This is a genomic window from Nostoc sp. (assembly GCF_036917675.1).
Classification (GTDB): Bacteria; Cyanobacteriota; Cyanobacteriia; order Cyanobacteriales; family Nostocaceae; genus Nostoc.
In genome coordinates, this window is record NZ_JBALCT010000016.1 from 358,535 (window position 1) to 381,350 (window position 22,816).

General features: G+C 39.8%; 23 protein-coding genes, 1 tRNA gene and 1 pseudogene. 16 read left to right on the forward strand and 9 right to left on the reverse strand.

Translation table 11 applies throughout. The features are described 5' to 3' along the window. The first annotated feature begins 86 nt into the window (after nucleotides 1-86). The 6 genes from V7K31_RS06675 to V7K31_RS06700 all read left to right on the forward strand — a co-directional run bounded on the left by V7K31_RS06675 (nucleotide 87) and on the right by V7K31_RS06700 (nucleotide 3,716). Nucleotides 87-171: transfer RNA gene (locus tag V7K31_RS06675), tRNA-Ser, on the forward strand. An 89-nt stretch (nucleotides 172-260) separates the two neighbouring features. After that, nucleotides 261-449 (forward strand): hypothetical protein, encoded by a 189-nt coding sequence (locus V7K31_RS06680; RefSeq protein ID WP_335093313.1) that lies wholly within the window; start codon nucleotides 261-263, stop codon nucleotides 447-449. Nucleotides 450-548: 99 nt separating this feature from the next. Continuing rightward, complete coding sequence (locus tag V7K31_RS06685; RefSeq protein ID WP_335093461.1) at nucleotides 549-743, forward strand: type II toxin-antitoxin system RelE/ParE family toxin; 195 nt, start codon at nucleotides 549-551, stop codon at nucleotides 741-743. 249 nt (nucleotides 744-992) lie between these two features. Beyond that, on the forward strand, nucleotides 993-3,002 hold the full coding sequence (locus tag V7K31_RS06690; RefSeq protein ID WP_335093314.1) for a hypothetical protein: 2,010 nt from the start codon (nucleotides 993-995) through the stop codon (nucleotides 3,000-3,002). Nucleotides 3,003-3,252: 250 nt separating this feature from the next. Then, complete coding sequence (locus V7K31_RS06695) at nucleotides 3,253-3,405, forward strand: hypothetical protein (RefSeq protein WP_335093315.1); 153 nt, start codon at nucleotides 3,253-3,255, stop codon at nucleotides 3,403-3,405. Next, complete coding sequence (locus tag V7K31_RS06700) at nucleotides 3,402-3,716, forward strand: type II toxin-antitoxin system VapC family toxin (RefSeq protein WP_335093316.1); 315 nt, start codon at nucleotides 3,402-3,404, stop codon at nucleotides 3,714-3,716. The genes V7K31_RS06695 and V7K31_RS06700 overlap by 4 nt, the downstream gene beginning before the upstream one ends. Before the next feature lie 41 nt (nucleotides 3,717-3,757). Here the strand turns inward: V7K31_RS06700 and V7K31_RS06705 are convergent, their stop codons facing one another. Further along, complete coding sequence (locus V7K31_RS06705) at nucleotides 3,758-4,189, reverse strand: helix-turn-helix domain-containing protein (protein ID WP_335093317.1); 432 nt, start codon at nucleotides 4,187-4,189, stop codon at nucleotides 3,758-3,760. 144 nt (nucleotides 4,190-4,333) lie between these two features. Between V7K31_RS06705 and V7K31_RS06710 the strand changes: the two genes are divergently transcribed. Genes V7K31_RS06710 through V7K31_RS06725 form a run of 4 tightly spaced genes read left to right on the forward strand, consistent with a single transcriptional unit; the run spans nucleotide 4,334 to nucleotide 5,670 of the window. After that, the gene (locus tag V7K31_RS06710; protein ID WP_335093319.1) at nucleotides 4,334-4,459 is read left to right on the forward strand and encodes a hypothetical protein; all 126 of its coding nucleotides are present in this window, start codon (nucleotides 4,334-4,336) and stop codon (nucleotides 4,457-4,459) included. 21 nt (nucleotides 4,460-4,480) lie between these two features. Then, nucleotides 4,481-4,747 (forward strand): FitA-like ribbon-helix-helix domain-containing protein, encoded by a 267-nt coding sequence (locus tag V7K31_RS06715; protein ID WP_335093321.1) that lies wholly within the window; start codon nucleotides 4,481-4,483, stop codon nucleotides 4,745-4,747. Then, on the forward strand, nucleotides 4,744-5,202 hold the full coding sequence (locus tag V7K31_RS06720) for a type II toxin-antitoxin system VapC family toxin (protein ID WP_335093323.1): 459 nt from the start codon (nucleotides 4,744-4,746) through the stop codon (nucleotides 5,200-5,202). The genes V7K31_RS06715 and V7K31_RS06720 overlap by 4 nt, the downstream gene beginning before the upstream one ends. Before the next feature lie 21 nt (nucleotides 5,203-5,223). After that, nucleotides 5,224-5,670: an acyl-CoA thioesterase gene (locus V7K31_RS06725; protein ID WP_335093325.1), complete on the forward strand. Its 447-nt coding sequence runs from the start codon at nucleotides 5,224-5,226 to the stop codon at nucleotides 5,668-5,670. Here the strand turns inward: V7K31_RS06725 and V7K31_RS06730 are convergent. The 3 genes from V7K31_RS06730 to menA are packed head-to-tail and all read right to left on the reverse strand — an operon-like array spanning nucleotide 5,663 to nucleotide 8,960. Beyond that, nucleotides 5,663-7,045 (reverse strand): 2-succinylbenzoate--CoA ligase, encoded by a 1,383-nt coding sequence (locus V7K31_RS06730; protein WP_335093327.1) that lies wholly within the window; start codon nucleotides 7,043-7,045, stop codon nucleotides 5,663-5,665. The two genes, V7K31_RS06725 and V7K31_RS06730, sit on opposite strands and share 8 nt — an antisense overlap. Further along, a complete protein-coding gene (locus V7K31_RS06735) occupies nucleotides 7,030-8,049 on the reverse strand; it encodes an o-succinylbenzoate synthase (protein WP_335093328.1) in 1,020 nt (339 codons plus the stop codon). The genes V7K31_RS06730 and V7K31_RS06735 overlap by 16 nt, the downstream gene beginning before the upstream one ends. 14 nt (nucleotides 8,050-8,063) lie before the next feature. After that, nucleotides 8,064-8,960, reverse strand: a complete 897-nt coding sequence (menA, locus tag V7K31_RS06740; protein ID WP_335093330.1) for a 2-carboxy-1,4-naphthoquinone phytyltransferase — start codon at nucleotides 8,958-8,960, stop codon at nucleotides 8,064-8,066. A 308-nt stretch (nucleotides 8,961-9,268) separates the two neighbouring features. On the opposite strand from menA, the gene V7K31_RS06745 reads away from it, so the two are divergent. Next, the gene (locus V7K31_RS06745) at nucleotides 9,269-10,684 is read left to right on the forward strand and encodes an isochorismate synthase (protein ID WP_335093332.1); all 1,416 of its coding nucleotides are present in this window, start codon (nucleotides 9,269-9,271) and stop codon (nucleotides 10,682-10,684) included. 72 nt (nucleotides 10,685-10,756) lie between these two features. Here V7K31_RS06745 and V7K31_RS06750 read toward each other — a convergent pair whose 3' ends face one another. Together V7K31_RS06750 and V7K31_RS06755 are read right to left on the reverse strand one after the other, a co-directional pair. After that, complete coding sequence (locus V7K31_RS06750; RefSeq protein ID WP_335093462.1) at nucleotides 10,757-11,227, reverse strand: CRR6 family NdhI maturation factor; 471 nt, start codon at nucleotides 11,225-11,227, stop codon at nucleotides 10,757-10,759. Between the two features lie 61 nt (nucleotides 11,228-11,288). Further along, nucleotides 11,289-11,714 carry a DUF6632 domain-containing protein gene (locus tag V7K31_RS06755; RefSeq protein ID WP_335093333.1) on the reverse strand — a complete coding sequence of 142 codons (426 nt, stop codon included), beginning with the start codon at nucleotides 11,712-11,714 and terminating at the stop codon, nucleotides 11,289-11,291. 158 nt (nucleotides 11,715-11,872) lie between these two features. Between V7K31_RS06755 and V7K31_RS06760 the strand changes: the two are divergent. Together V7K31_RS06760 and V7K31_RS06765 are read left to right on the forward strand one after the other, a co-directional pair. Continuing rightward, a pseudogene (locus V7K31_RS06760) lies at nucleotides 11,873-12,010 on the forward strand (IS1 family transposase); the annotation flags it as partial. Nucleotides 12,011-12,343: 333 nt separating this feature from the next. Further along, complete coding sequence (locus V7K31_RS06765) at nucleotides 12,344-12,793, forward strand: Fur family transcriptional regulator (RefSeq protein WP_335093335.1); 450 nt, start codon at nucleotides 12,344-12,346, stop codon at nucleotides 12,791-12,793. Between the two features lie 117 nt (nucleotides 12,794-12,910). On the opposite strand, the gene V7K31_RS06770 is transcribed toward V7K31_RS06765, so the two are convergent. Then, on the reverse strand, nucleotides 12,911-15,952 hold the full coding sequence (locus V7K31_RS06770; RefSeq protein ID WP_335093336.1) for a pentapeptide repeat-containing protein: 3,042 nt from the start codon (nucleotides 15,950-15,952) through the stop codon (nucleotides 12,911-12,913). 143 nt (nucleotides 15,953-16,095) lie between these two features. Here V7K31_RS06770 and V7K31_RS06775 point away from each other — a divergent pair, with 143 nt between their 5' ends. Together V7K31_RS06775 and V7K31_RS06780 are read left to right on the forward strand one after the other, a co-directional pair. Further along, complete coding sequence (locus V7K31_RS06775; protein WP_335093338.1) at nucleotides 16,096-17,892, forward strand: DUF3685 domain-containing protein; 1,797 nt, start codon at nucleotides 16,096-16,098, stop codon at nucleotides 17,890-17,892. Nucleotides 17,893-18,066: 174 nt separating this feature from the next. Further along, on the forward strand, nucleotides 18,067-18,792 hold the full coding sequence (locus V7K31_RS06780) for a diacylglycerol/polyprenol kinase family protein (RefSeq protein ID WP_335093340.1): 726 nt from the start codon (nucleotides 18,067-18,069) through the stop codon (nucleotides 18,790-18,792). 591 nt (nucleotides 18,793-19,383) lie between these two features. Here V7K31_RS06780 and V7K31_RS06785 read toward each other — a convergent pair. Next, nucleotides 19,384-19,701, reverse strand: a complete 318-nt coding sequence (locus tag V7K31_RS06785) for a hypothetical protein (protein WP_335093342.1) — start codon at nucleotides 19,699-19,701, stop codon at nucleotides 19,384-19,386. A 365-nt stretch (nucleotides 19,702-20,066) separates the two neighbouring features. Between V7K31_RS06785 and V7K31_RS06790 the strand changes: the two genes are divergently transcribed. Continuing rightward, on the forward strand, nucleotides 20,067-21,149 hold the full coding sequence (locus V7K31_RS06790; RefSeq protein WP_335093343.1) for a class I fructose-bisphosphate aldolase: 1,083 nt from the start codon (nucleotides 20,067-20,069) through the stop codon (nucleotides 21,147-21,149). Nucleotides 21,150-21,289: 140 nt separating this feature from the next. On the opposite strand, the gene V7K31_RS06795 is transcribed toward V7K31_RS06790, so the two are convergent. Then, the gene (locus V7K31_RS06795; protein ID WP_335093344.1) at nucleotides 21,290-22,750 is read right to left on the reverse strand and encodes an inorganic phosphate transporter; all 1,461 of its coding nucleotides are present in this window, start codon (nucleotides 22,748-22,750) and stop codon (nucleotides 21,290-21,292) included. Between the last annotated feature and the right edge of the window lie 66 nt (nucleotides 22,751-22,816).

The window sequence follows — 22,816 nt, forward strand, 5'->3', positions numbered from 1 at the left end:
ATGATCTGTCAAGTTTAGTGCTAACCAACAAAAGCGCCTGAAATAGCGTCTGAAACTAGGATAAGCACAAGTTTGACAGATTTACTGGAGAGGTGGCAGAGTGGTCGATTGCGTCCGACTTGAAATCGGATGAGGCTAAAACCTCCGGGAGTTCGAATCTCCCCCTCTCCGTTGAATGAATGTTGTTATCAAGTACTACATCTGTTTTGCATCTACAATGTATCCAAATTGATGCACAAACAGTATTTGGTTAACTACTGATGAAAAATCTAAACATTAAAGAAGAAGCTCGCAAATTGATTGATAAGTTGCCAGAAAATTCCACATGGGATGATTTGATGTACCAAATTTCTGTTCGACAAACTGTTGAAGCTGGACTAGCGGATAGCAAAGCTAGTAATGTTATTTCTGTACAAGAAGTGCGGAAGAAATTTGGACTACCAGAGTGAACGTTTACTGGACAGCAACAGCAGTAGTAAATCTCTCAGCAATTTATACTTAATATAGTTCAAACTTCTCCACAGTATGCAGCTAGGATAGCTGATCGGATTACCAGGCGTTCTGAACAGATTGCTAGTTTTCCTTTGTCAGGTCGAATTGTGTCAGAGTTTGAAACTGAGAAAATCCGAGAAGTTATTGAAGGTTCGTATAGAATTATTTATTACATTAAATCAGAACAGATTGATGTACTGGCTATCATACATGGTTCGCAGCAAATTACATTAAGTTCTGTGGATGAATAATGTTGGGTTTCACTTTCTTCTACCCAACCTACAAGATAACTATAAGGCTGATAAAAGTGCAAAAGGCTTAAGCTGAACTATATACTTAGAAATATAAGTAATATAAAGCACTTGTGCGATTAAAAGGAAAGGATATTTATAATTTATACAATATAATTGAATTTTTCTATTGATACCAAGCTGCCATAAACACGGCTTAGGCAGATAGGACATTTTCAACTTTGTAAAATAAAGGTAATAAATTTAAGTATGCAAGAACAAATAAAACCGGGTTTCCACGAACAAGTGCAACGAAAATTATACATATTGAGTAACGAAGAACAAAAGATTCTTCAGAAATTTGGTAATGAATGGTTTGTAACTAGGCTCGATAGTTTGAAAATTGGAGGGAGAAGTGAATACAAGTACGCCTTGATTAAAGCACCTATAAATTATCAGGAGCTTTTTAATTTTGAAAGAGAATTAATCATGATTTTTAGTGATTATGAATCTTTTCAGCCTAGATCAATTGACGCGATTGATGCTGTTTCAGATCAGCTTCAAGATTTAAGAATAGATAAAATATGTAGTGTTATGTTAAGTAAAGACGAGAAAATAGAAGAAAAAATCAGAAATATTTTAAAAGAATCTCAAGAATCTCAGGTTATAGTTCCAATATCTTATAGCGAAATTTTAAATAATCATAGTGATTCTTATTTTTTAAGAAATAAATTTAAAACCAATTTTTATACAAGGGACTTGTTTGATTTTCAATCACCATTAAAAAAAGATTTATACTTTTTTGGTAGAGGTGATATTATTAATAAAATAGTAAATAGACATTTTTCTAATGAAAATTCAGGGTTATTTGGATTACGCAAAACAGGAAAGACTTCTGTAATTTTTGGAATTCAAAGGGCACTAGATAAAATAGGTGAAAAATCAATTTTGATTAGTTGCGATGATACTAGTTTTCAACAAAGGAGATGGAATAAATGCTTACATTATATAATTTTAGAAATTAATAAAAAATATAACCTAAATTTACCATTGCAAACAGAAGCTCAATATACAGAAGAAAATGCTTCTCAAATTTTTGCCGAAGAAATTTGTAAAATATATCATATATTTCAAAAAAAAAGCATTTTAATCATATTTGATGAAATCGAACGTATAACTTTTAATATTTCTAGTGTTACACACTGGGAAAAAAATTTGGATTTTATATTTTTCTGGCAAACTTTAAGAGCTAATTTCCAAAAATTAAATAATGTTTTCTCTTATTTAATCGTAGGAACTAACCCACTGTGTATAGAAAAATCAAGTATTTTTGGTAAAGATAATCCTATTTTCCACTCAATACCAATTGAATACTTACCAAGATTTGATGTACCACAAACAAGAGATATGGTTAGAAAACTTGGGAGAATTATGGGATTGCAGTTTGAGGAAATAATTTATTCAAAATTAACGGAAGATTATGGTGGACATCCATTTTTAATTAGACAAGTCTGTAGTTTAATCCATAAACTAAACAATCCAAATCTACCAATTATAGTAGATAGAATTACGTATGATAAAGCTAAAAATGAATTTGATAAAAATCATGCTTCTAAATATATTGAAATGATGGTTAGTGTCTTAAGTGAATTTTATCCTGACGAGTACGATTTACTAAAATGTTTAGCTATTGGTGAGCTTAAATTTTTTAATCAATATGCTAGTGAGTCAACAGAATATACTAATCATTTAAAAGGTTATGGAATTATCAGTCAGACTAGAGAGGAATATGATTTTAAAATAGATGCAGTCAAACAATATCTAATACAAAAAAATAAATATAAAAAGGTTAATCCAAGCAATGAAGATATGTTAAATGAAATATCTCAAAGAAGAAACGCTTTAGAACCAAAGTTAAGAAAAATAGTGCGTACTCAGTTAAAGGTGAAATACGGAGAAAATCAAGCAAGAGAGAAATTACTAGTTTATTTTAGTAAAGAGGAACAAAAAAAGTATAGTCACCTAGCTTATAAAGATTTATTCGATCCTGATAAGGTAAATATATATTTGGAAGTTTTGAGAAAGATAATAAAAGAAGAATGGTTAACTTTTGAACACATTTTTTCACGAAAACAAGAGGAATTTAATTTAAAAATGGAAGCTATAAATAAGTATAGGGCTGATGCACATGCAAAACAGATGACACAAGATAAAATGGGTCACTTTAGAGACTGTATAACATGGATTGAAACCCATGTAAACGAGTTTTTAGAAGACTAAAAACTTAAATATTATTTAACCCCATAATTGAAGGTTGACATACTTTACTTGTAAAGCAAAAAGCATAATCATCCTCTATCCCCTATGTACATCGTGCTACCATTACCAATAAATTCTTTTAGGAGGTTAATCAATCACTACCCTTCATGCGCTAAACATACCTGATGAGTTATACGAACAACTGCAAGAGTTAGCTAAAGCTGAAAATAGCTCAATTGATGCTCAAGTTATTACAATATTGCAGAACGCCTTGCAGAAGACAAAAACACAGTTAACTGAGGACGGAAGACGAAAAAATGTCCCAAAACTTCTAGAGGAAATCCGCCTTCGCCGTGAACAGCTACCAACTGATATCGAATGGCCTGATAGCACTGCCATGATTAGAGAAGATCGGGACAGATGACAATTCCTCTTAGATGCGTCGTGGATGCCAGTGTGTCCGTTAAGCAATTTATTCCTGATCCGCTAACAGCCAAGGTTAATCAACTGTTTGCTCACCTTGCCTATCCCCAGACAGAAATCTTTCTACCTGACCTGTTTTACATTGAGTGTGCAAACGTTTTGTGGAAGTATGCTCGTGCAGGTCATTACAATGTTTCTTTGATTCAAGGGAATTTAGCTAGTCTCAAAGCTTTACCCTTGCGTGTTGTCTCAACAGCAGATTTGATGGCGGATGCAGTTGCGATCGCCTTAAATTATAGAATCTCCGCTTAGAGGATGAATGAACAAGTCTAATTTATTACTAGCCCTAGCGACTAAGCTACTTCTAAAAAATCTCTGTCTAATGGATTCTCTGGGAAGAATACAGCAGGTGAAAGATTGAAAAATTCTGCAAGCTTTTGAATGTGTTCAACCGTTAATTTACGCTTGCCTTTTAGTACATCAGAAACAATTGACTCCGTTTTAAAAATAGGAACTAAATCCTTTTCTTTAAGATTCAATTCCGCAATTAAAACTTTGAGAAGTTCTACTCCATAAATATCTGGAACCAAATCCTGTTTTGATTCGTATTCATAAATCAAAATTCCCAGTAAATTCAAATAGTCTTCTTCTGACTCAGTTAGTTCCCTTTTATCAAGTATACTATCGACAACTGCTTGAGTTTTTTCTAAATCTTCTTCATTTTTTATGGGGCAAGGGGGGAAATATGTAAGTAATTCTGTGTAGCTAGTGTGATGATATAACATGTCTTCATTATAGGATTAGTTGCTTAATTATTAGGACTAAGATTGGTGTCTTACAAATCTTAATTTAAGCTAATTGATAGCTTCTAATTAGTGCTAGCTATCAAACCATTCGTCATTCTTCCATTTGTCTCTATCGTATTCTGCATGAGTAAGAAACTCACGAATATATATAAATTTGATTTTATGGTTAATGCAGGAAAAAACGATCGCATTCACAAACCAAATGCGATCGCTCCCTTTTTTGCTTGCATTGTGCTAGCATTAAGATAAATCCTGCTTCGAGGTAAAGCGATGGCCACCCTTTATGTAAGAAATTTACCCGATGATTTGTATGCAAAACTGCAAAATTTAGCCGCATCTGAACACCGTTCCATTAACGCCCAAGTTATAACTCTGTTAGAACAAGCTTTAAAGACTGAAGCACAGGAAATAGAAGACCAGAAACGACAGAATGTACTTAAAGTCCTAGAAGAAAGCCGCCAGCGTCGCCGTGTGAATCCAGCAGACTTCGGATTACCTGATAGTACTGAACTGATTCGAGAAGACCGCGACAGATGACCAATCCTCTCAGATGCGTGTTAGATACCAGTGTGTGTATCAAGTATTTTATTGCTGATCCACTAACTCCCAAAGTTAATCAACTTTTCGACCATTTTGCCAATCCACAGACGGAAATATTTGTTCCAGACCTCTTTTACATTGAGTGTGCTAACGCCTTATTGAAGTACGTCTGTCCAAGAATGTACACTGCTGCTGAGGTTCAAACAGATTTAGCCACCCTCAAAGCTTTGCCCTTGCGTGTCGTCTCCACAGCTGACTTGATGGCGGATGCAGTTGCGATCGCATTAAATTATGGAATCTCCGCCTACGATGGCTCTTATGTTGCACTTTCACAGCAGGTAGGTGCTAGTTTGCTGACTCTCGACGGTAAGCTGGTAAAAGCTCTAGCGGCTTCGTCTTACAATGTTTTCTCGTTTCATGACTTCGAGGTTCCGCCGTTGGAGTCAACATAATTCGTAATTCAATTATCAAAAATGTTTTTTACTTATAACCGCACGGTTCGCTTTCCAGATACTGATGCTGCTGGGGTAGTTTATTTTGCTAATGTTTTAAGTATTTGCCATGAAGCTTATGAAGAATCTTTAGAAGCATCAAGTATTAATCTCAAACATTTTTTTACTAATCCGTCTGTGGGGTTTCCCATTGTTCATGCTAGTGTCGATTTTTTGCGCCCTATGTTTGTCGGGGACAAGTTGCTGATTAGTTTAATTTCTCAAAAAATAGGTGTTGATAAGTTTGAAATTACTTACGAAATTACAGTGGCTGAGGTGATAGTTGCTAAGGCTATTACTCGCCATGTTTGTATTGATGTGAGTAGTAGAAGTAAGCGGGAATTAACTGAAGAGATTATTCAGTGGTTGGAGACGAACCGCAGAGACGCAGAGGGCGCTGAGAGAAGAAAGTCGAGAGAGATTATGTGATGGGATTTTGGAGGAATTCTGTGGCGATTTGCTGTAACTGTTGGCGGTTAATTTTACCTTGAGAGTTGCGGGGTAGGTTTTGCTGGGGAATCCAATATTTTGGGATTTTAAATTTGCTGAGTTTGTCTTTGAGTAGAGTTTGGATTTTTAAGGCAGAGGTATCTGATTGTTTGGGAATGTAAATCGCTGTTAAGGCTTGTCCCCAATGTTTATCTGGAATGCCGATTACACAAATATCGGCAACCATTTGAGTAGCTTGTATAGCTGATTCAATCTCTGCTGGGTAAATATTTTCACCACCTGTAATAATTTTATCGCTGTTCCGTCCAACAATATTTAAATGACCTTGGTGGTCTAAAAAGCCTAAATCATCTACTTGAAAAGTATCCTGATTTTTTCTGTTTATCGGATAGTAACCAAACGCTAAAGATTGAGCATGAATGGTGATATTTCCGATTTGATTGGAATTTAAAATTTCGCCTTGCTGATTGCGAATAGTTACTTTGGCATGAGGAAGAATTTGACCACTGCTAATTTTACCGCCGAGAAAATCATCCGGTTTGAGGGTGGCAATTTGAGAGGCGGTTTCTGTCATGCCATAAGTAGGTGCTAACCGGATGCGATGAAATCTAGCTTTTTCTAATAGTTCGTTCCATGCTGGCGCACCTCCCAAAAGTACAGTATTAAATTGAGATAGCCATTCAGTTAATTCTGGATTTTGCAGGAGTCTTTGTAACTGCGTTGGTACTAAAGATATGAAAAATTCTGATTGTTTAATATTTAATATTTGACCAGATTCTACTGCTTTGAATGGCAGAATAGCCAGTTTACCTGCGGTAGTGAATGAGCGTATAAATTGCATTAATCCGCTAACGTGATATAGCGGTAACACGCAAAAAGAATTAACTAGCTTTAGTTGAAAGTATTCTGTAAATCCTTGTACAGATGCTATGAGAGTTTCCCAAGTGTGGATGGCAAATTTAATCTGTCCCGATGAACCACCGGTGGGAATCATAATACGATTGGGCATTGAGCATTGGGCATTGGGCATTGGGTATTGAATATTATTCCCATGCTCCATGCCCCAAATAATGTCTGGCTGTACTAAATCAAAGACTTGTTGCCATTCTTGTGTTCCCCAGTCGGGGTTACAAAGAAAAACTGGACAATTAGCTGCACAAGCAGCAATAAAACTTGCTAAAAATCGTATTGGTTCGCGTTCGGCTAAGATGATTTTTGGTGGTGTTCTACACGTTGATAAATGTGTTAGTTCTAAATATAATTCTTGAGCTATCTGATTAAATTGATGGCTGTTGTAACCAAGAAGCCAATCATTTTGAGCCAGGTTATTAAGACAGTCTAAAGGTCGTTCCATAAACTTTGAAGCCAAGTTTCTTCTTGTTCAAAAAAATGGTCGATGCCAAAACCAACTGCTCTATTGTTTCGAGATAATTCCGCCGCTAGTTGGAGTGCTGCAAGTCTGGCGATCGCAGTTTCAAATACTGATGAAAATACAGTATCAATTTGATGCTGTTGACAAAACTCCCTGAGACGAGATGGCGATCCAACTATCCCAGGCTTGATGACAAAAATCCCTCGCCAACCTTTTTGATAACAAGCGGCGAGTTGTGCAAGTGTGGCGACAGATTCATCTAAAGCGATCGCAGTTTCATAACTCATACTCAATTCCAACATCTGCTGAAATTGCTCAACGGGTAGGGGTTGTTCGATAAATTCAATTTCTAGGGCTATTTCTCCATTTTCCTTAAGATTGTCGCAAGTCCACAGCCATAAGTTAGCTTCCTCATAGCTGAGTCCACCGTTGGCATCTAATCGCAGTTTGCTAGAGGCTGGTAAGGTGTGTATCAGTGACTCAAAAATTTTTAGCTCATGAGCGATCGCATACACACCAATTTTCCACTTAAACGTCCGATATCCCTGCTGCCATAGGGTTTCCCATTGATTTAAAGCCGCTTCCCCAGCTGGTAATAAGCCACTGAAAGATTGGGCATAGGGCATTGGGCATGGGGCATTGGGCATTGAAAAGAATTCACTCCCTAGTACAGACGCGATTAATCGCGTCTCTCCCCACTCTTGGGCTGACTCAAAGCCAAATTGACAAGCCGGTAATTCATCTGGGATGGAGAAAATTATCTCGTCTGTGATTTCTCCTGGGAGTTGGCGACAAAAATCTAAGGCTTGTTCTAGGGTTTCGGAACCAAACCAGCTAATGGGGGCGATTTCTCCCCAGCCGACTTTACCTGATTCATCGGTGAGACGGAGGATAATGCCCTCACGAATATCCCATTTACCATGATTGGTGGTAAGCGATCGCAAAAATCTTCGCTGATAGGGACGAAATTTAAATTGATAACCCATCAATTTAGCAATAGCTAAAGCATAAATCCTAAACCGAACAGTAAGCAAGCCCAGAAATGCACGGCTACGGCGATGAATTTACAGTTACTTACTTTGTCCGGCTGGTTATGATTTTCTTGGACATGGCGGCATAATTTGAAGGCAAAGGGTAAACTCACCCAACTTAGTAACGTCCAAACTGGAGAAATTCCCAATAGCACAAACAGCAAGGTGAGGGGATAAATGCTAGCAGTGAACCAAACTAGGAGTTGGGCACCTTTTTGGGTTCCAAGACGGACGATAGGCGATCGCTTACCTGCGGCTATGTCATCCTTAACTTGGTGAAAGTGTGAGCAAAACAAAATTAAGGTTGTGGCAATCCCAACAATGACTGAAGCTGCTAAACTTGTCATTGACCAAGTTTGGGTTTGGCTGTAATATGCTGCCTCCACTGCTAAAGGACCGAAGGCAAAAAAGCAAAGAATCTCGCCTAAACCCTGATATCCTAAGCGAAAGGGAGGCCCTTGGTACATATAACCTAAACCGCAGCAGAGCAAAATTATACCGATAACAGTTAAGTCTTGTTGCCAAAAGGCGATCGCTACTATGCCCAGCAACCCCAAACCTAAACAGAAATTTCCTAACCAAAATATTAATGGCTTATTGCCTGTTAAGTTCACTAGAGAATGGTGCTTGTTTTGATCAATACCTGTTTCGGAATCAAAGACATCATTACTGATATTTTCCCAGGCAAGAATTAAGATTGCCGCAGCTACAAAAGTAGAAAATACTGCACCATTGAAAATTTTAGTTTCGGCAAATGCTACTGCTGTTCCTACCCAAATGGGCATAATGGCAACGCTGTACATTGGCGGTCTAATCGCTGCCATCCATAACTTACTGTTGGGACGTAAAATCTGCTTTGTAGTCATCAGTGGTAATTAATTAAATTGCTCGAATATTACTCACACTTGAGATTTTACGATGTAAAGAGACGCTAGATATTCATCAGCTAAAAACAACTGCCACTTTTACTGTGGCTCGTTAATCTTACATTGTTAACACTCCACCCTCACGCTTACAGCCCAAGGCTGGAACTGGCTTGTTAGGGTCTATGAACACCACAAACAAGACAAATTCTACGCTGGTGAAATGACAACTTAATATGTTAACTGTAGAAATACGACCATGATTAATTACACTTTAGGAAGTTAACTTAAAAAAAATTTACTATAGATCCATGACAGTTTCACCATGTCGTAGCAAACTCTTTGTAGACCACAAAGATTTATATCAATTTTTGGTAGCAGTGCAAGAAAAGTGCGTCAAAAATAATTGCAGGCAAATTGTCAGTATCTCTCAAGAGATCGATTTAGTTGACCCCTTACTTGTATTGGATAAACTTACACAAGCAAATGAAATAAATTTTTACTTTGAGGACAAAGGTAAAGGAGAAGCGATCGCGGCAATTGATCCTGTAGCAAAATTACAGATTGATGGCGCAGACCGTTTTACTCAAGCAGAATATTTTATCAAATCTTGCCTAAAAAAAATAATTAATTTTGGTAACGCTAACCTACCTTTTTCTGGGCCTCACTTTTTTTGTTATTTCAGTTTTTTTGATAAAAATACCCAACTAGATTATCCATTTCCATCTGCTACCATCTTTCTTCCACGTTGGCAAGTAGCTGTAAAAAATCAGCGATGTATATTAGTAACAAATATAATTATCAATGCAAATGTAAATATTGAAAGGTTGTTGGAGAATCTGCAAAATAAAATTGAATTTATCCAATCTTTAGAATATTACCCTGCTAATATTGATTATTTTCCAGGAAAGTTCTACAAAAAATCTGTCACGAATGCTGCTCAATTTAAACGTTCAGTAGTATCTGCTTTGGAAAAAATTCGGTCTAGTCATTTAAGCAAGATTGTCTTAGCAGATATATTAGATGTCAAGTCAAGTAACCACTTTGATTTAGTTAAATCCTTAAATAATCTTAGGGAAATACATCCTAATTGTTATATTTTTTCTACAAGTAATGGCAAAGGACAAAATTTTATTGGTGCAAGTCCAGAAAGATTAATTAGTATTAATAATCAACAGTTAATCACTGATGCTTTGGCTGGTTCTGCACCACGAGGTAAAACCCCTGCTGAAGATGCAGCTAATGCCAATCGCTTACTCAATAGTGAAAAAGAAAAGCACGAGCATTCGCTGGTACTTGATTTTATAACTCAACTTCTATTCCAGCTAGGTTTATCACCCCAAATATTAGCGCCGCGCCTGCGACAATTATCTAATATCCAGCATTTATGGACACCAATAAGTGCTACAGTTCCTACTAACATCCATCCATTAAAGATTGTCGGACAATTGCATCCTACACCAGCCGTCGCCGGTGCAGCACGAGATGTTGCTTGTGCGGAAATCCGTCGTTATGAAAGTTTTGAAAGGGGTTTATATGCTGCGCCTCTGGGTTGGATAGATTCTCAGGGGAACTGCGAGTTTATTGTGGGAATTCGTTCTGCATTAATTGATGGCGATCGCGCGAGATTGTATGCTGGTGCTGGTATCGTAGCTGGATCTGATCCTCACAAGGAGTTTGCAGAGGTGCAACTTAAACTTCAGGCTTTACTAAAGGCATTAGTTTAAAAGAGAATACAGAATACAGAATACAGTATTCTAATACAGAATACTGTATTCTGAATGCAATCAGTGGGGGATTTAAAATATCCCAAAAAAAGCATCATCTAATTCATAACCCAGCATTTGGGCCATGGACTTCAGCCGTGATAGGCTGGGGATGTCCTGCTGTTTTAGCCAATCACCTAAAATAAAGATTTTGTGCATCAAAAATATTTCTAAGGCTTCAGGGTTGTACTGAATGCCTTCTTGGGAACTGAACTGGTGTGGTACAAGCATGGCGGCATAACGAGCGAATTCCCCAGCTTTCCAATCTAGTAAAAATGGCAACCAAGGGTATTTAGCATCTAGGCGCACAAACCACAGGCGCACTTCTGGGATTTCTGATAGTTCTCGTGGATCAGTAGGTTCGAGATCGTAATTGATATCAAAGCGTAGCTGCTGTTCATGGGACACCACCCCATCTTGCAGCAGTTGTTCAATCACCGTTGACGCAGGCGACAGATCCAGATTATTAATGAAGTCGTTATTGAGTGCGATCGCAATTGTCATTGATTCAGCAGCCACTTTCTTGATGCTCAAGTGTAGGATCGACAATCTACAGTAGCAGCTTTCAGGGATTGACGCTAGATGGACTTTCAGTAGCACAAAGTTTTCTTGACGAATCATTAGACATCACTTTGCGCGGCATCAGGAAGGCAAGGACAATTGCTACCAATAACAATGCTGGAACATCACCAAATAGGTGTCCACGTTCAGCAGGATCAATTACTGCTTGTACCGCCATAATTAGCCCGTGGACTAAACTTGAGCAAACAGTGAACCAGATTAAACTGAGGTTCGCTTCTGGTTGTTGAGAAGCCAACAGCAAAAAGACACCAAGCGTCGCATAAACACCAATGATCATTTGTTCATATTCGTACTGACCAGGTTGCCATAACCAGCCTGATGCCCATATCTTCATCAGAGGATAAATAAGTAAAAAGACAATTCCGACAATAATGAGAGCGATTTGTAAGTAACGATGACGCTCATCCATTGCTCTAACCTCTGCTATTTTCCCGTGCAGTCTCTATCAAAAAAACTACTTAGTTTAGTAATAGTATCCCCACTAGTGACAGTTCAGTTTTGAAGTGTTATAAATTTTAACGCTTTAGCAAAGAACTCTAGCTCTATTAGACGGTGTTGCATAATAGAAGTACGCATTTACGTCATTATCTCGCACGACTAGATCGAAAAACATTATGCTATTCTAAACCAGTAGATATACTTAAATACTCAATTTGTTTATTACTTTACTATTTAGAGTATAGGGAAATACCCGTATTTAACTGATTCATCCCGCATTTGTACAACGCTAACAATTACTACAGGATTAACATGGTATGCAATTAGAATTAGCCTACTTGGGAAAGGTAAAGCCTGCACCAAGGTGGACATTTACAGCAATTTTAAGTTAAAGTTGTAATGAGTTTGTTTTAGATTAAGGTCTGATAAAGTAGCCGTCAACAAGCAAAAAATCATTATCGCCACCTGTGACTTCCGCAGCATCAAAAGCAAAAACACAAGTACAGGTAAAAGAGCGATGTGCAATATTATTGCATATATTAATTAACCAATAAACATTTAGATGGGAAAATTCCCTCAACAGTTAAGAAGCTGTAAAATATGCAAAAACAAACAATTTCTCCAAAACCAATTCGTTCCCTAGAAGATGCGCTTGATCGGTGTCAAATCCTCGGTATGCGCGTCAGTCGTCAGCGTCGCTTTATTCTGGAATTACTTTGGCAAGCAAATGAACATCTTTCTGCCAGAGAGATTTACGATCGCTTGAATCTAGAAGGTAAAGAGATCGGTCACACTTCTGTTTATCAAAATTTAGAAGCATTATCTAGTCAAAATATCATTGAGTGTATTGAACGTTGCGATGGCCGTTTATACGGCAATATCAGTGACTCTCACAGTCATATAAACTGTGTGGATACAAATCAAATTCTTGATGTTCATGTGGAACTTCCAGAAGATTTGATCCGCAGAATTGAAGAAGAAACAGGAGTGCGAATTACTGACTACAGTATTAACTTTTTTGGCTACCGTAACCCGCAAGAAGGCTCATAAGAGTTAACAGACGCGATTAATCGCGTCTGTACAGGAGTAGAGACGCGATTAATCGCGTCGGTACAGGAGTTTGGAGTCTTCTCTAGTTGGGATTATAGCTTCACTAGGCAATAAAACCTAATAACCATTAGTCTCATCAATGGAGTTCTTACCAAAAACTGTCTCATCATCGGCATCATCATCATCATCATATAAATCTACTGGTAAAATCGTGCCTTCACAGCTTTCAATTAGTCCGATCGCAGGGGTGTTGTTCCAATTAGCATCTGTGTTTTCTGTGATTTTTATGGTGTTTAAGGAGGGCTGGGGCGGTAAACTACGCAAATGTTTCTGTCTTTGAAACGACTCTTTGGAGAATAAAGCACCATTATCAGCGGCCAATTTTTTGTCAGTCTCAGCGAGAATGGCATCAAATAAACAGGCGTTGGTAAAATTCGCCCAATCAAGATTTGTCCCCATAAGATTTGCCTGTTGTAGGTTTGCGCCTGTAAGGTTTGCCTGTTGGAGGTTTGCACCTGTAAAGTTTGCTTGTTGGAGGTTTGCACCTGCGAGGTTCGCTTGTTGCAAATTGGCTCCAGCTAAATTCGCCCCGATTAACTCCGCATTAGATAAGTTTGTCTGCTCAAGATTTACCCCAGTTAACATCACTTGCAACAAAGAGGCTCCCGATAAGTTGAGTCCAGCTAGAGACTTGATTCGGGTTGCGAAGGCACTTTTATGCAAAACCGTTGTCCTAGCAATTAGCGTACTCAGCGCCTCTGGATTGAATTCTGCCAAATTGACTGGATTACCACAAGGCCAAAAAGGAACTTTTGTTTCTCGGTAGCAAGCACAAAGCAATAAAAACACATTCAGTCCCACAGCAGCATTCACCTGCTCAACATTCACCGGGTTTTGCAGTGCGTGAAAATGAGTCAAGGCTTTGTGGGCTATCCCTTCATCTAACCAACGACCTTGACAGTAAGCACGCCAGAAAGACAAAAGACGTTGAAACAAAACTTCAAAGGAAAATTTTTGCTTTTGTTGCTGGCGCAATCCTGCGATCGCCAGTTCTTCAATTTCTTGGCTAAGTATCCCGTAACCTAGTAAATTGTAAATATACTGGGCTACGCTATTGGGAGAATCAAGCACAAAAGTGAGCGTACCATAAGCCTCATCTTGGCGCTGAGTCAGAAATTTAAGTTGGGCAGCAATAGCTTCTGCACAAAGAAATTCTCCTAACTTGATATGCGAAAACTCAATTAAACTACCTTCTGTTGCGGCTTTGCCTGAGCTTTCTAAATCCCGAATTTTAAAATAAAGCCCTGGTAGAGTATTTAATTCCTCAGCGACATTAATTTGATGACGTTGCGAGTGTAAAATTTTTAGAGCGATCGCTTGCATCTGCTCAAGAAAATCTTGGGGATGACGACTTGCGAGTAAATTAGCGATCGCTTCTGGAGTTCGGTTGATATGAGCCGATCCTGAGCGCAGTAGCATTGTCTTAATACCGCCAATTAGCGGATAGCCCAATAACCATCGACTCAGGCGATGATAAATTTCCCATAGTAGAAAAGACTTTGGGGTATTAGCATCTAATTGCAATAGTTCATCATCTAGTAGTCCATCGCGGTGTAAAATGCCCAATAAATGCAACATTAGAGGTTGACGGACAAGGACAGATAATTCTTTTGATTTTGATTGGCTCACAAATAAGCCTGTCTGTTTTAAGAATGTAAAGAAATTTTGGGCAATGGGCAACGATTGCACTTTTGCCCATTGCTGAAACCATTGTTTGAGTTCTTCCGCATCCAACGGCTGAATTATAATTCGCCTCAACAATTGCGGTAATTCAGAGACGATTTTCGGTAATGTCGTTGAGCGACTTGTCAACACAATTTTGTGTCGGTGCTGAGATTGAAAGTTCAGTAATTGCTGAATAAAAATTCCTTGTGCCTTTATACCCTGGACAGAAGGGGGTAGTTCATCCAAACCATCCAGCAGTAACAGACACCGGGGATTTTCTGGCTCTAACCAAGTTGAAAGATTAATCGGAAAAGCAGAATTCAGGGTTTCGATTAAAGTTTTACCATATTTTACATCCCGTAACCTAATTAATACAGGCATCCAAGTAGGGTATAATTCTTGTGCTACCTGTGCTGCCCAAAGTTGGCAAAAACTAGTTTTTCCATAACCAGGTTCCGACTCAATAACAGCGATCGTTTCTAAATCAGCTAGCTGTTCCTGCGCCCATATCTTTAAATCAACTGGTTTAATAGTTTTTTTATCTGGCTCAGAAATACTTTCCTCTATTGGTAAGCCTTTTTGTGGCACATAGATATCCTTAAGGGCAAAGGATTCCATCAGCAACGGCATACTCAGGTTTTGAATCAAACTTGCCCGGTAATGTTCTCGGTGCAAATCAATTTTCTCACCGACTGTAGAACCACCTTCTGGGGTGATCAAACTGGGAGATAATGAAATTCCCAAACGGAAAAATTTTTGCAGTTGGGCTAAAGGTGCAGCATTCTCGGTAACGACTATCAGTAAATGACCAGGAAGTGAGTTGACTAAACGCTGTGTTAGGAGTTTAGCTTCAGGTTCCTCTGCACCATTAGCAACTAACCAAGCGATCGCAGCATTATTTATTTGTTGTACTAGTAATGAATCTGCAACCAAAGATAGTGCTTGTTCCGCTTGAGTGTCAGTCAATTTGCCTGGGCTGAGAGTTTTCAGTAATCCTTGCAGTTGCGGATCTTGGAGAACAAGTTTACCCACGTCTTCTTTAAGTATTTGTGGTTGAAGGGGTATACTTGCCCGGTCTAGCCACGGTCTTTGTAGGCTTGCTTCCTGCTCTAAAATTGCTTGCAAAGCCTGGAGATAGGCAATTTGAAACGCTAGCCATGTGCCTTCGTTACGTTTTAATGGTTTTTTTTGGCTGAGGCTACGCAACAGGTTTTCTGTCAACTGAGAAATGACACTGATTTCTTCCCGAACAATCCCAAAAGGCAGTTCTAAAACCTCTACCAAGGTACAGATATCAAAAGGCATCAGGCTTTTGACTTCCATATCCTGAACAATTCGGTAGGTAATACCTGCCAATTGCCCTGTTGAAAATCCGCTGATTTGATTGATTACGATATGGCGTTCTGCCAACCAGTGCCGAATACTGAGGTTCATCTAATTACACAGTGAAGGCTGCCTATGGCAATTATGATCGATTTATCAGTTTGCGAAAACAGGTAACAATGGGAAAGACAAAGTTTTGGATCAAAGCTGTTTTCTGATTGCTAAAAAACAGTGCTTGTGTAATTGAGTAAACTATGAGCGATCGCCCTGTAAAATTATTGTTAATCGACCAAGACCCAATTTTTCTTTTGGGATTACGGGTAGGTCTGGAAGCAATTCCTCACCTGGAAGCGATCGCAGTGGTAGAAACTTACACTCTTGCCTTGCAGATTTTAGCAGAAATTGCCCAAAAAGACCCTAACCAGGTAAATTTAGTGGTTTTGGAATTCGGTAATGGTCGCTCCACCACCAGTCAACAGCTAGGTTTACAATTCTGTCGGCAACTCAGAGCCTTATATCCCAATCTGCCAATTTTGCTCCTCAGTTCTGTGCAAGAACAAGGACTGCTATTGGCTGCAAAATCTATTGGTGTAAATGGCTACTGTCCCAAAGGCACACCACTTCCTGAGTTAGTCGCCGCCATGCAAGAAGTTACAGATGGTGGTTCCTATTGGTTTCAGGATACCGAAGCAATAATAACTCCTAACTCCTATACAGACGCGATTAATCGCGTCTCTCCTAACTCCTGTACAGACGCGATTAATCGCGTCTCCTCTCCACTCCCCTTTTCCAGACTGCGAAATAATTTACGTTTGTCAGGAATTGCTTACATTGAGGCTACCCTAGCCGTAGTCACAGCACAATTACAAGTTCCCGGATTACCAGTATTAGATCGAGCAATTCTAGCTGGACGGCGGCGAGAACTGCTAGCGGCTCGTTGGTTGCTAAATCGGTTGTTGCTTTCATCACAAGAAAGGCAACAGGAACATACCCCCATTGCTGATGAGTCGCCTCTGACTCCTTCGTTGAGTAGCGCCATTCAACAAAGGCAAACTGTATCACCTTTACTTAGTCCAGGAACACTAGAATCTGACTTATTTGCATCTTGTGTTACCAAACTTCAATTCTCTTTACGAAATGTAACAGATGTACCTTTAGAAATTGACATCTTTCGTGAAGATAAAAAACGGGAATTACTTTATCTGATCCTGCAAAAATTGGCTGAACAGTTGGATGAACTGCGTGCTTCTCAAATAGAGATAAATCAATTGTATGAAGTAAAACATACCTTAATAACCGATTTATGGCAAGTAGCGATTACAGATTTTTTTGGTAAATTTTATCGGATAAAATTAGGTGATAATAATATAGAGATTGTTAATTTATTGTTGCGAAATACAGAGGTTATACAAAGAGATATTCTCAATAAAATCCCGCTAGTTTGTGAGTTGTATTCTTATCTACTATTTCAAACAGAATTAAACATTGATAATACCTCCTATCCAGTAGTGAGCGCTGAAGCCAAGTCCCAAGCATTAATGATTTTAGAGAACTTGTTGATTCAGGTAGCGAATGGAGTAGTGCAACCACTTCTAAATTCTTTAGCAGATGTAGAAGAGATTAAGCAAAATTTTTATGGACGCCAATTGATTTCCACAAGAGAGATAGAACGGTTTAGAAATGATTTGTCTTGGAAATATCGATTAAGAAATTATATAAATGAGCCAAAAGCCGTTTTTGAAAGTCGGTATGAGCTATTTGTAATTGCGCCTCGCGGCATTGCCAATAGTTCAGTTTATGCTCCTCGAAATCAGGAGTTAGTAAGACTTTCTAATATTCCTTTAGTAGTGACATTGCTCCTAGAATTTAGTGATGCGATCGCACCGCGTTTAAAATCACTATTAGCATTTATAGGTAGCGGTATAGTCTTCATTCTTACCCAAATAGTTGGTCGGGGTTTAGGTTTAATCGGTCGTGGTATTCTTCAAGGTATTGGCAGCGTTTCGTTAGTAGAAAAGAATCTGAGACGAAATAGCGATCGACCTAAGTGAGGGAGCAGACTTTTCACGGTATCTGGAAAACCTCACTTCTATTTCTCTCTCCTAGAAGGAGAGGGACTTTGAATTTTCCCCCTTCCCGATGCGGGAAGGGGGTTAGGGGCTTAGGTTTAACGCGAGCTTGAATTGTCAGAGTGAAGAAGGTGCAAAGACACGGAGACGCGGAGAATGACAAATGATTTTATCGGGCTAGCAATTTCTTATGTTTACGCTACTGGTCTGCTTGTCATTGGCGAGGGACTGCGTAGACTGTTTGGTGTGAAGCCAGATTTGACCCGCAAAGTAATCCATATTGGTGCAGGGATGTGGGTTTTCGGCGTGCTGCTGCTGTTTAACCACTGGGAAATCGGAATGATCCCTTTTGCTACTTTTATCGGACTCAACTACCTATTTTACCGGTACCGAATCATTGGCGCAATGGATACCCAAGATAGCTCACCTGGTACGGTTTATTTCGCTATCTCAGTGACGCTGCTATTCGCGCTACTGTGGCGACCAGATGGGCCAGTTGATAGCGCCCCGATCGCTGTTGCTGGGATAATGGCGATGACCTGGGGTGATGCATTGGCAGCATTAATCGGCAGACGCTTCGGGCAGCATAAATACCAAGTGGGAAATTCTGTGCGTTCCTGGGAGGGTTCAGCAGCAATGTTTGTAGCGAGTACAGTGGTGATTTTTTTGGTGCTGTTGCTGCTACCTGGTTCGTCGCTGAGTCCCCTAGCAACGCCTTTAGGTTTAGGATGGGCTTTGTTAACGGCGGTAGTAACTGCTACTTTCGCAACCCTAGCAGAGGCAGTCTCACCCCACGGCACAGATAACCTCAGCGTACCTTTAGTAGCGGCTGGGATAGTGTGGGTAGTCACACAATTTTGGATTTTAGATTTTAAATTTTAGATTGACCCCATGCTCAAGTCCTTGTCGTTACCCATATCTTTTTAATCTCTCGCTTCGTTACCAACCCGCCTTGGAATAAATTCCGAGGCTAATAGGTTAAGTCCTCTCAAGAGGACTAAATACAAGGTTTTAAGTCATGTAGATGGTTAGATGTGTGTTAGGGAAAATTTAAGTCCACTTAAGTGGACTTAAGCTATGAGCCGCAGAACTTAAGTTCTGGGCGGGATATCGGTGGACGCGATACTTTGACTGTTACAAAAATGTGGGTAATGACAAGTGCTATAGCGTTTACTAATCACATGAGGTACATCATAGCCCCCTCATCGCTTGCGGGGAGGGGGTTGGGGGTGGGGTTCTTGTACCTCACTCAAGCGAGAACCGTTATAAAGTCAGGGAGTCAGGGGCTTGTTATTTAATCTTAGATTTATTCTCGCGTTTAAATTCGCAAGTCTCAGACCTTTTTAAATTTTGGACTTCGGCGTGAGTGCTCAGTCGAACGCTTTTGAATCTTCAATTCCATTTTCCAAAATTCGGTGATGCAGGGGTTGTGAATTGTTCAAGTCAACACGTAAATCAGGCTTAGGTGGATCTTTATTGCTTGTGCTGGCGTAATTGCTCTATTATGTAGTCTTCCAGTTCTTGTCTTTCTCTATTACTGGCATTTCGTTGATAAGTTCTTCCTGTTTCTTGAATAAATTTACGTTTCTCGCTTGGAGAAGATTTGAGTTTACCTCCAGTGCCTTGCAGCTTTTGCTGTAATTCTTCCCAAGTCTTTTCACCTACACTTTCACCTAGTTTTACTAGTACCTTTGGTAGTAATATTTTTGCCTCTCTTTGAAAATCGTCTTCTGTATCAAGGGAAGCTAAATCTATATTGCTGAAGTCGATATCGATTTGAAACTTACTCATGGAATTATATTTATTCTGTTCAAAATTATTACCACAATCGGGGGAAGATGGGTTTTCAATTTTCAGCTATGAGTCTAAGATAGTATAATTGTACTGTTTAACCTTAGTAACTGAAGTTGAAAACATCAATTCTGAAAGTTGATTGAATACTTCCGGTAGTATAGCCCTACTGAATCATTCACAACAAGATTCCCGACTTCTTAAAATCAGTGGGGAATCTCAGCCTTTTGATTTTCACTTATAAAATAAAATTGCTATATATTCAGAAAGAATACATATAATTAATGACCGTACAAATAGGTTAGCAATGTTAGAAATGCTATCTTAAAAGCAAGGTTATTTGCTCAATTTTTGAGGATAATACTATGACTACAACGCTCAAAGAGGCTAATTCTATTGAGTCATTACTAGGTAAAGAGGCAGAATACCTGCTTACCTACAAAGCAAAAGTTTCTCAGGATTTACTACATTTGCCAGGCCCAGACTTTGTTGATCGAATCTGGCTCAACAGCGATCGCAATCCCCAAGTATTGCGTAATCTCCAGCTACTTTATTCTACAGGTCGTCTGGCAAACACAGGTTATCTGTCTATCTTACCAGTAGACCAAGGGATTGAACACTCAGCAGGTGCGTCTTTTGCGCCCAATCCAATTTACTTTGACCCAGAAAATATTGTCAAGCTAGCGATCGCCGCAGGTTGCAATGCTGTTGCTACCACTTTGGGGACATTAGGTATAGTTTCGCGCAAATATGCCCACAAAATTCCCTTTATTACCAAAATCAATCACAACGAATTGCTGACTTTCCCCAATCAATTTGACCAGGTATTGTTTGCTGATGTGGAACAAGCTTGGAATTTGGGGGCGGCGGCGGTAGGTGCGACAATTTACTTTGGTTCAGAGCAGTCTACCAGACAAATTCACGAAATCAGCCAAGCTTTTAAACGCGCTCATGAACTGGGTTTGGTAACTATTCTCTGGTGCTATCTGCGGAACAACGCTTTTAAAGAAGATAAAGATTATCACCTTGCTGCTGACCTCACCGGACAGGCAAATCATTTGGGTGTGACGATTGAAGCCGACATAATTAAACAAAAGTTACCAGAAAATAACAATGGTTATGGTGCAGTTGCCAAAGCCACTGGTAAGAGTTACGGCAAAACCGATGAGCGGGTTTATACAGACTTGACGACCGATCACCCAATTGATTTAACTCGTTACCAAGTACTGAATTGCTACTCTGGGCGTGTGGGACTGATTAATTCTGGTGGCGCGATTGGTAAAAATGACTTCGCCGAAGCAGTTCGCACGGCTGTAATTAACAAACGTGCTGGTGGTTCAGGATTAATCTCTGGGCGAAAGACCTTTCAGCGTCCCTTTGAGGAAGGTGTGAAGCTATTTCACGCCATTCAAGATGTTTATTTATCGCCGGATGTGACTATAGCTTAGGGAGCAGGGAGCAGGGAGCAGGGAGCAGGGAGCAGGGAGTGGGGAGTGGGGAGCAGGGAGTGGGGAGCAGGGAGCAGAGGGAAAGAGGTAATTTTTAATTTTTCCCCATGCCCAATGCCCCATGCCCCATTTCCCATTTCCTACTTCAAACCCAGAATATTCAAGACTATGTACAAGCTCCCGGCGTATGTAGCAGAACCAAGCAGTACGCAAACTGGCAGTGTCAGCACCCAGGCTAGGAGAATATTTCTCAAGGTGTCCGCTTGCAAACCAGAATGGTTCGCCGCCATTGTACCCGCTACACCCGATGATAGGACGTGAGTGGTGCTGACTGGCAGACCGAAGTAATCTGCAGCACCAATAGTTGTCATAGCTACTAACTCGGCGGAAGCTCCTTGAGCGTAGGTAAGATGGTCTTTGCCAATCTTTTCACCCACTGTCACCACGATGCGTTTCCAACCAATCATTGTGCCAAGACCTAATGCAATGGCAACGGCAAATTTTACCCAATTGGGAATGAATTTGGTTACTTTATCCAACTGCTTCTTATAGCCGGTAAGCACCTGTTCTTGTTTGGCATCGGTTAATTTTTTCTGGTTGTCCAGTTTCCCAATTGTTCCAGCGACTAGATACATATCGGTTCGTAATGAGCCAAGCTCATCCTGTGAAAGCTGCTTGAAACTAGTCTTACCAGCAAGCTTATCTCCAATTGTCCGACTCTGGGCTGCAAGGGCTGCGAATGTTTTATCGTTGGCTTCGCCAGTTGGTTTAAGGAAGTTGGAAAGCTCATCTGTGATGTTTTGGCCATTCAAGGATGTTCCAGACACTTGTTGTTGCAGCACTGGAATCACAGAGTTGGACGTAGCGGCCAACTGAGCGATCGCTCCGGCGTTGGTATCCATATTCAGTGCAAACATACCTGGTAGAATGCCTACTAAGATCAGCATGATCAGACCCATACCTTTTTGACCATCATTTGAACCGTGGGCGAAGCTCACACCAGTACATGTCAAGATTAACAAACCACGTATCCAAGGCGGTGGTGTTTTGTTCCCTTCTGGCGCACGGTACAACTCTGGTCGGTGGATCAGTCTCTTTGCCAGCAGTAACAGCAGTCCAGCGCAGGTGAATCCAACAATTGGCGAAACCAGTAGAGATGTGAAAACTTCCTGCGTCTTTGCCCAGTTTACGCCCTCGCCAAAGACATGACCCGAAGATAACAATGAATTTGCTAAACCAACACCCATGATTGAGCCAATCAGCGTATGTGAACTGGATGCAGGTAAGCCCAAGTACCAAGTTCCCAAGTTCCACATGATCGCCGAAATCAAAAGTGCAAACACCATTGCAAACCCTGCACTTGAGCCAACATTAATTACCAACTCAACGGGAAGCAGGGCAACAATGCCAAAAGCAACGGCTCCACTTGATGTCAGCACACCAATTAGGTTCCAACAGCCTGACCAGACGACGGCGATGTTTGGCTTCAGGCTATGAGTGTAAATGACTGTAGCAACTGCATTTGCAGTGTCATGAAAACCATTGACAAATTCAAAGCTGAGTGCTAGACCCAGCGCCAAAGCTAGAAATAAATATTCCATTTAGCACTCCCAATAAAAGACAAGAATGCAGTCTGACAAAAACAAGTTGTGTGACAAAAAAAACTA

Excerpts from the sequence above, each read along its gene's own strand:
- V7K31_RS06705 (WP_335093317.1), bottom strand. The coding sequence starts at position 4,189 with ATGTTATATCATCACACTAGCTACACAGAATTACTTACATATTTCCCC.
- V7K31_RS06710 (WP_335093319.1), top strand. The coding sequence starts at position 4,334 with ATGAGTAAGAAACTCACGAATATATATAAATTTGATTTTATGGTTAAT.
- V7K31_RS06690 (WP_335093314.1), top strand. The coding sequence starts at position 993 with ATGCAAGAACAAATAAAACCGGGTTTCCACGAACAAGTGCAACGAAAA.
- V7K31_RS06765 (WP_335093335.1), top strand. The coding sequence starts at position 12,344 with ATGCAAAAACAAACAATTTCTCCAAAACCAATTCGTTCCCTAGAAGAT.
- V7K31_RS06780 (WP_335093340.1), top strand. The coding sequence starts at position 18,067 with ATGACAAATGATTTTATCGGGCTAGCAATTTCTTATGTTTACGCTACT.
- V7K31_RS06700 (WP_335093316.1), top strand. The coding sequence starts at position 3,402 with ATGACAATTCCTCTTAGATGCGTCGTGGATGCCAGTGTGTCCGTTAAG.
- V7K31_RS06795 (WP_335093344.1), bottom strand. The coding sequence starts at position 22,750 with ATGGAATATTTATTTCTAGCTTTGGCGCTGGGTCTAGCACTCAGCTTT.
- V7K31_RS06755 (WP_335093333.1), bottom strand. The coding sequence starts at position 11,714 with ATGGATGAGCGTCATCGTTACTTACAAATCGCTCTCATTATTGTCGGA.
- V7K31_RS06730 (WP_335093327.1), bottom strand. The coding sequence starts at position 7,045 with ATGGAACGACCTTTAGACTGTCTTAATAACCTGGCTCAAAATGATTGG.
- V7K31_RS06735 (WP_335093328.1), bottom strand. The coding sequence starts at position 8,049 with ATGGGTTATCAATTTAAATTTCGTCCCTATCAGCGAAGATTTTTGCGA.
- V7K31_RS06750 (WP_335093462.1), bottom strand. The coding sequence starts at position 11,227 with ATGACAATTGCGATCGCACTCAATAACGACTTCATTAATAATCTGGAT.
- menA (WP_335093330.1), bottom strand. The coding sequence starts at position 8,960 with ATGACTACAAAGCAGATTTTACGTCCCAACAGTAAGTTATGGATGGCA.
- V7K31_RS06785 (WP_335093342.1), bottom strand. The coding sequence starts at position 19,701 with ATGAGTAAGTTTCAAATCGATATCGACTTCAGCAATATAGATTTAGCT.
- V7K31_RS06745 (WP_335093332.1), top strand. The coding sequence starts at position 9,269 with ATGACAGTTTCACCATGTCGTAGCAAACTCTTTGTAGACCACAAAGAT.
- V7K31_RS06775 (WP_335093338.1), top strand. The coding sequence starts at position 16,096 with ATGAGCGATCGCCCTGTAAAATTATTGTTAATCGACCAAGACCCAATT.
- V7K31_RS06720 (WP_335093323.1), top strand. The coding sequence starts at position 4,744 with ATGACCAATCCTCTCAGATGCGTGTTAGATACCAGTGTGTGTATCAAG.
- V7K31_RS06790 (WP_335093343.1), top strand. The coding sequence starts at position 20,067 with ATGACTACAACGCTCAAAGAGGCTAATTCTATTGAGTCATTACTAGGT.
- V7K31_RS06770 (WP_335093336.1), bottom strand. The coding sequence starts at position 15,952 with ATGAACCTCAGTATTCGGCACTGGTTGGCAGAACGCCATATCGTAATC.
- V7K31_RS06680 (WP_335093313.1), top strand. The coding sequence starts at position 261 with ATGAAAAATCTAAACATTAAAGAAGAAGCTCGCAAATTGATTGATAAG.
- V7K31_RS06725 (WP_335093325.1), top strand. The coding sequence starts at position 5,224 with ATGTTTTTTACTTATAACCGCACGGTTCGCTTTCCAGATACTGATGCT.
- V7K31_RS06715 (WP_335093321.1), top strand. The coding sequence starts at position 4,481 with ATGGCCACCCTTTATGTAAGAAATTTACCCGATGATTTGTATGCAAAA.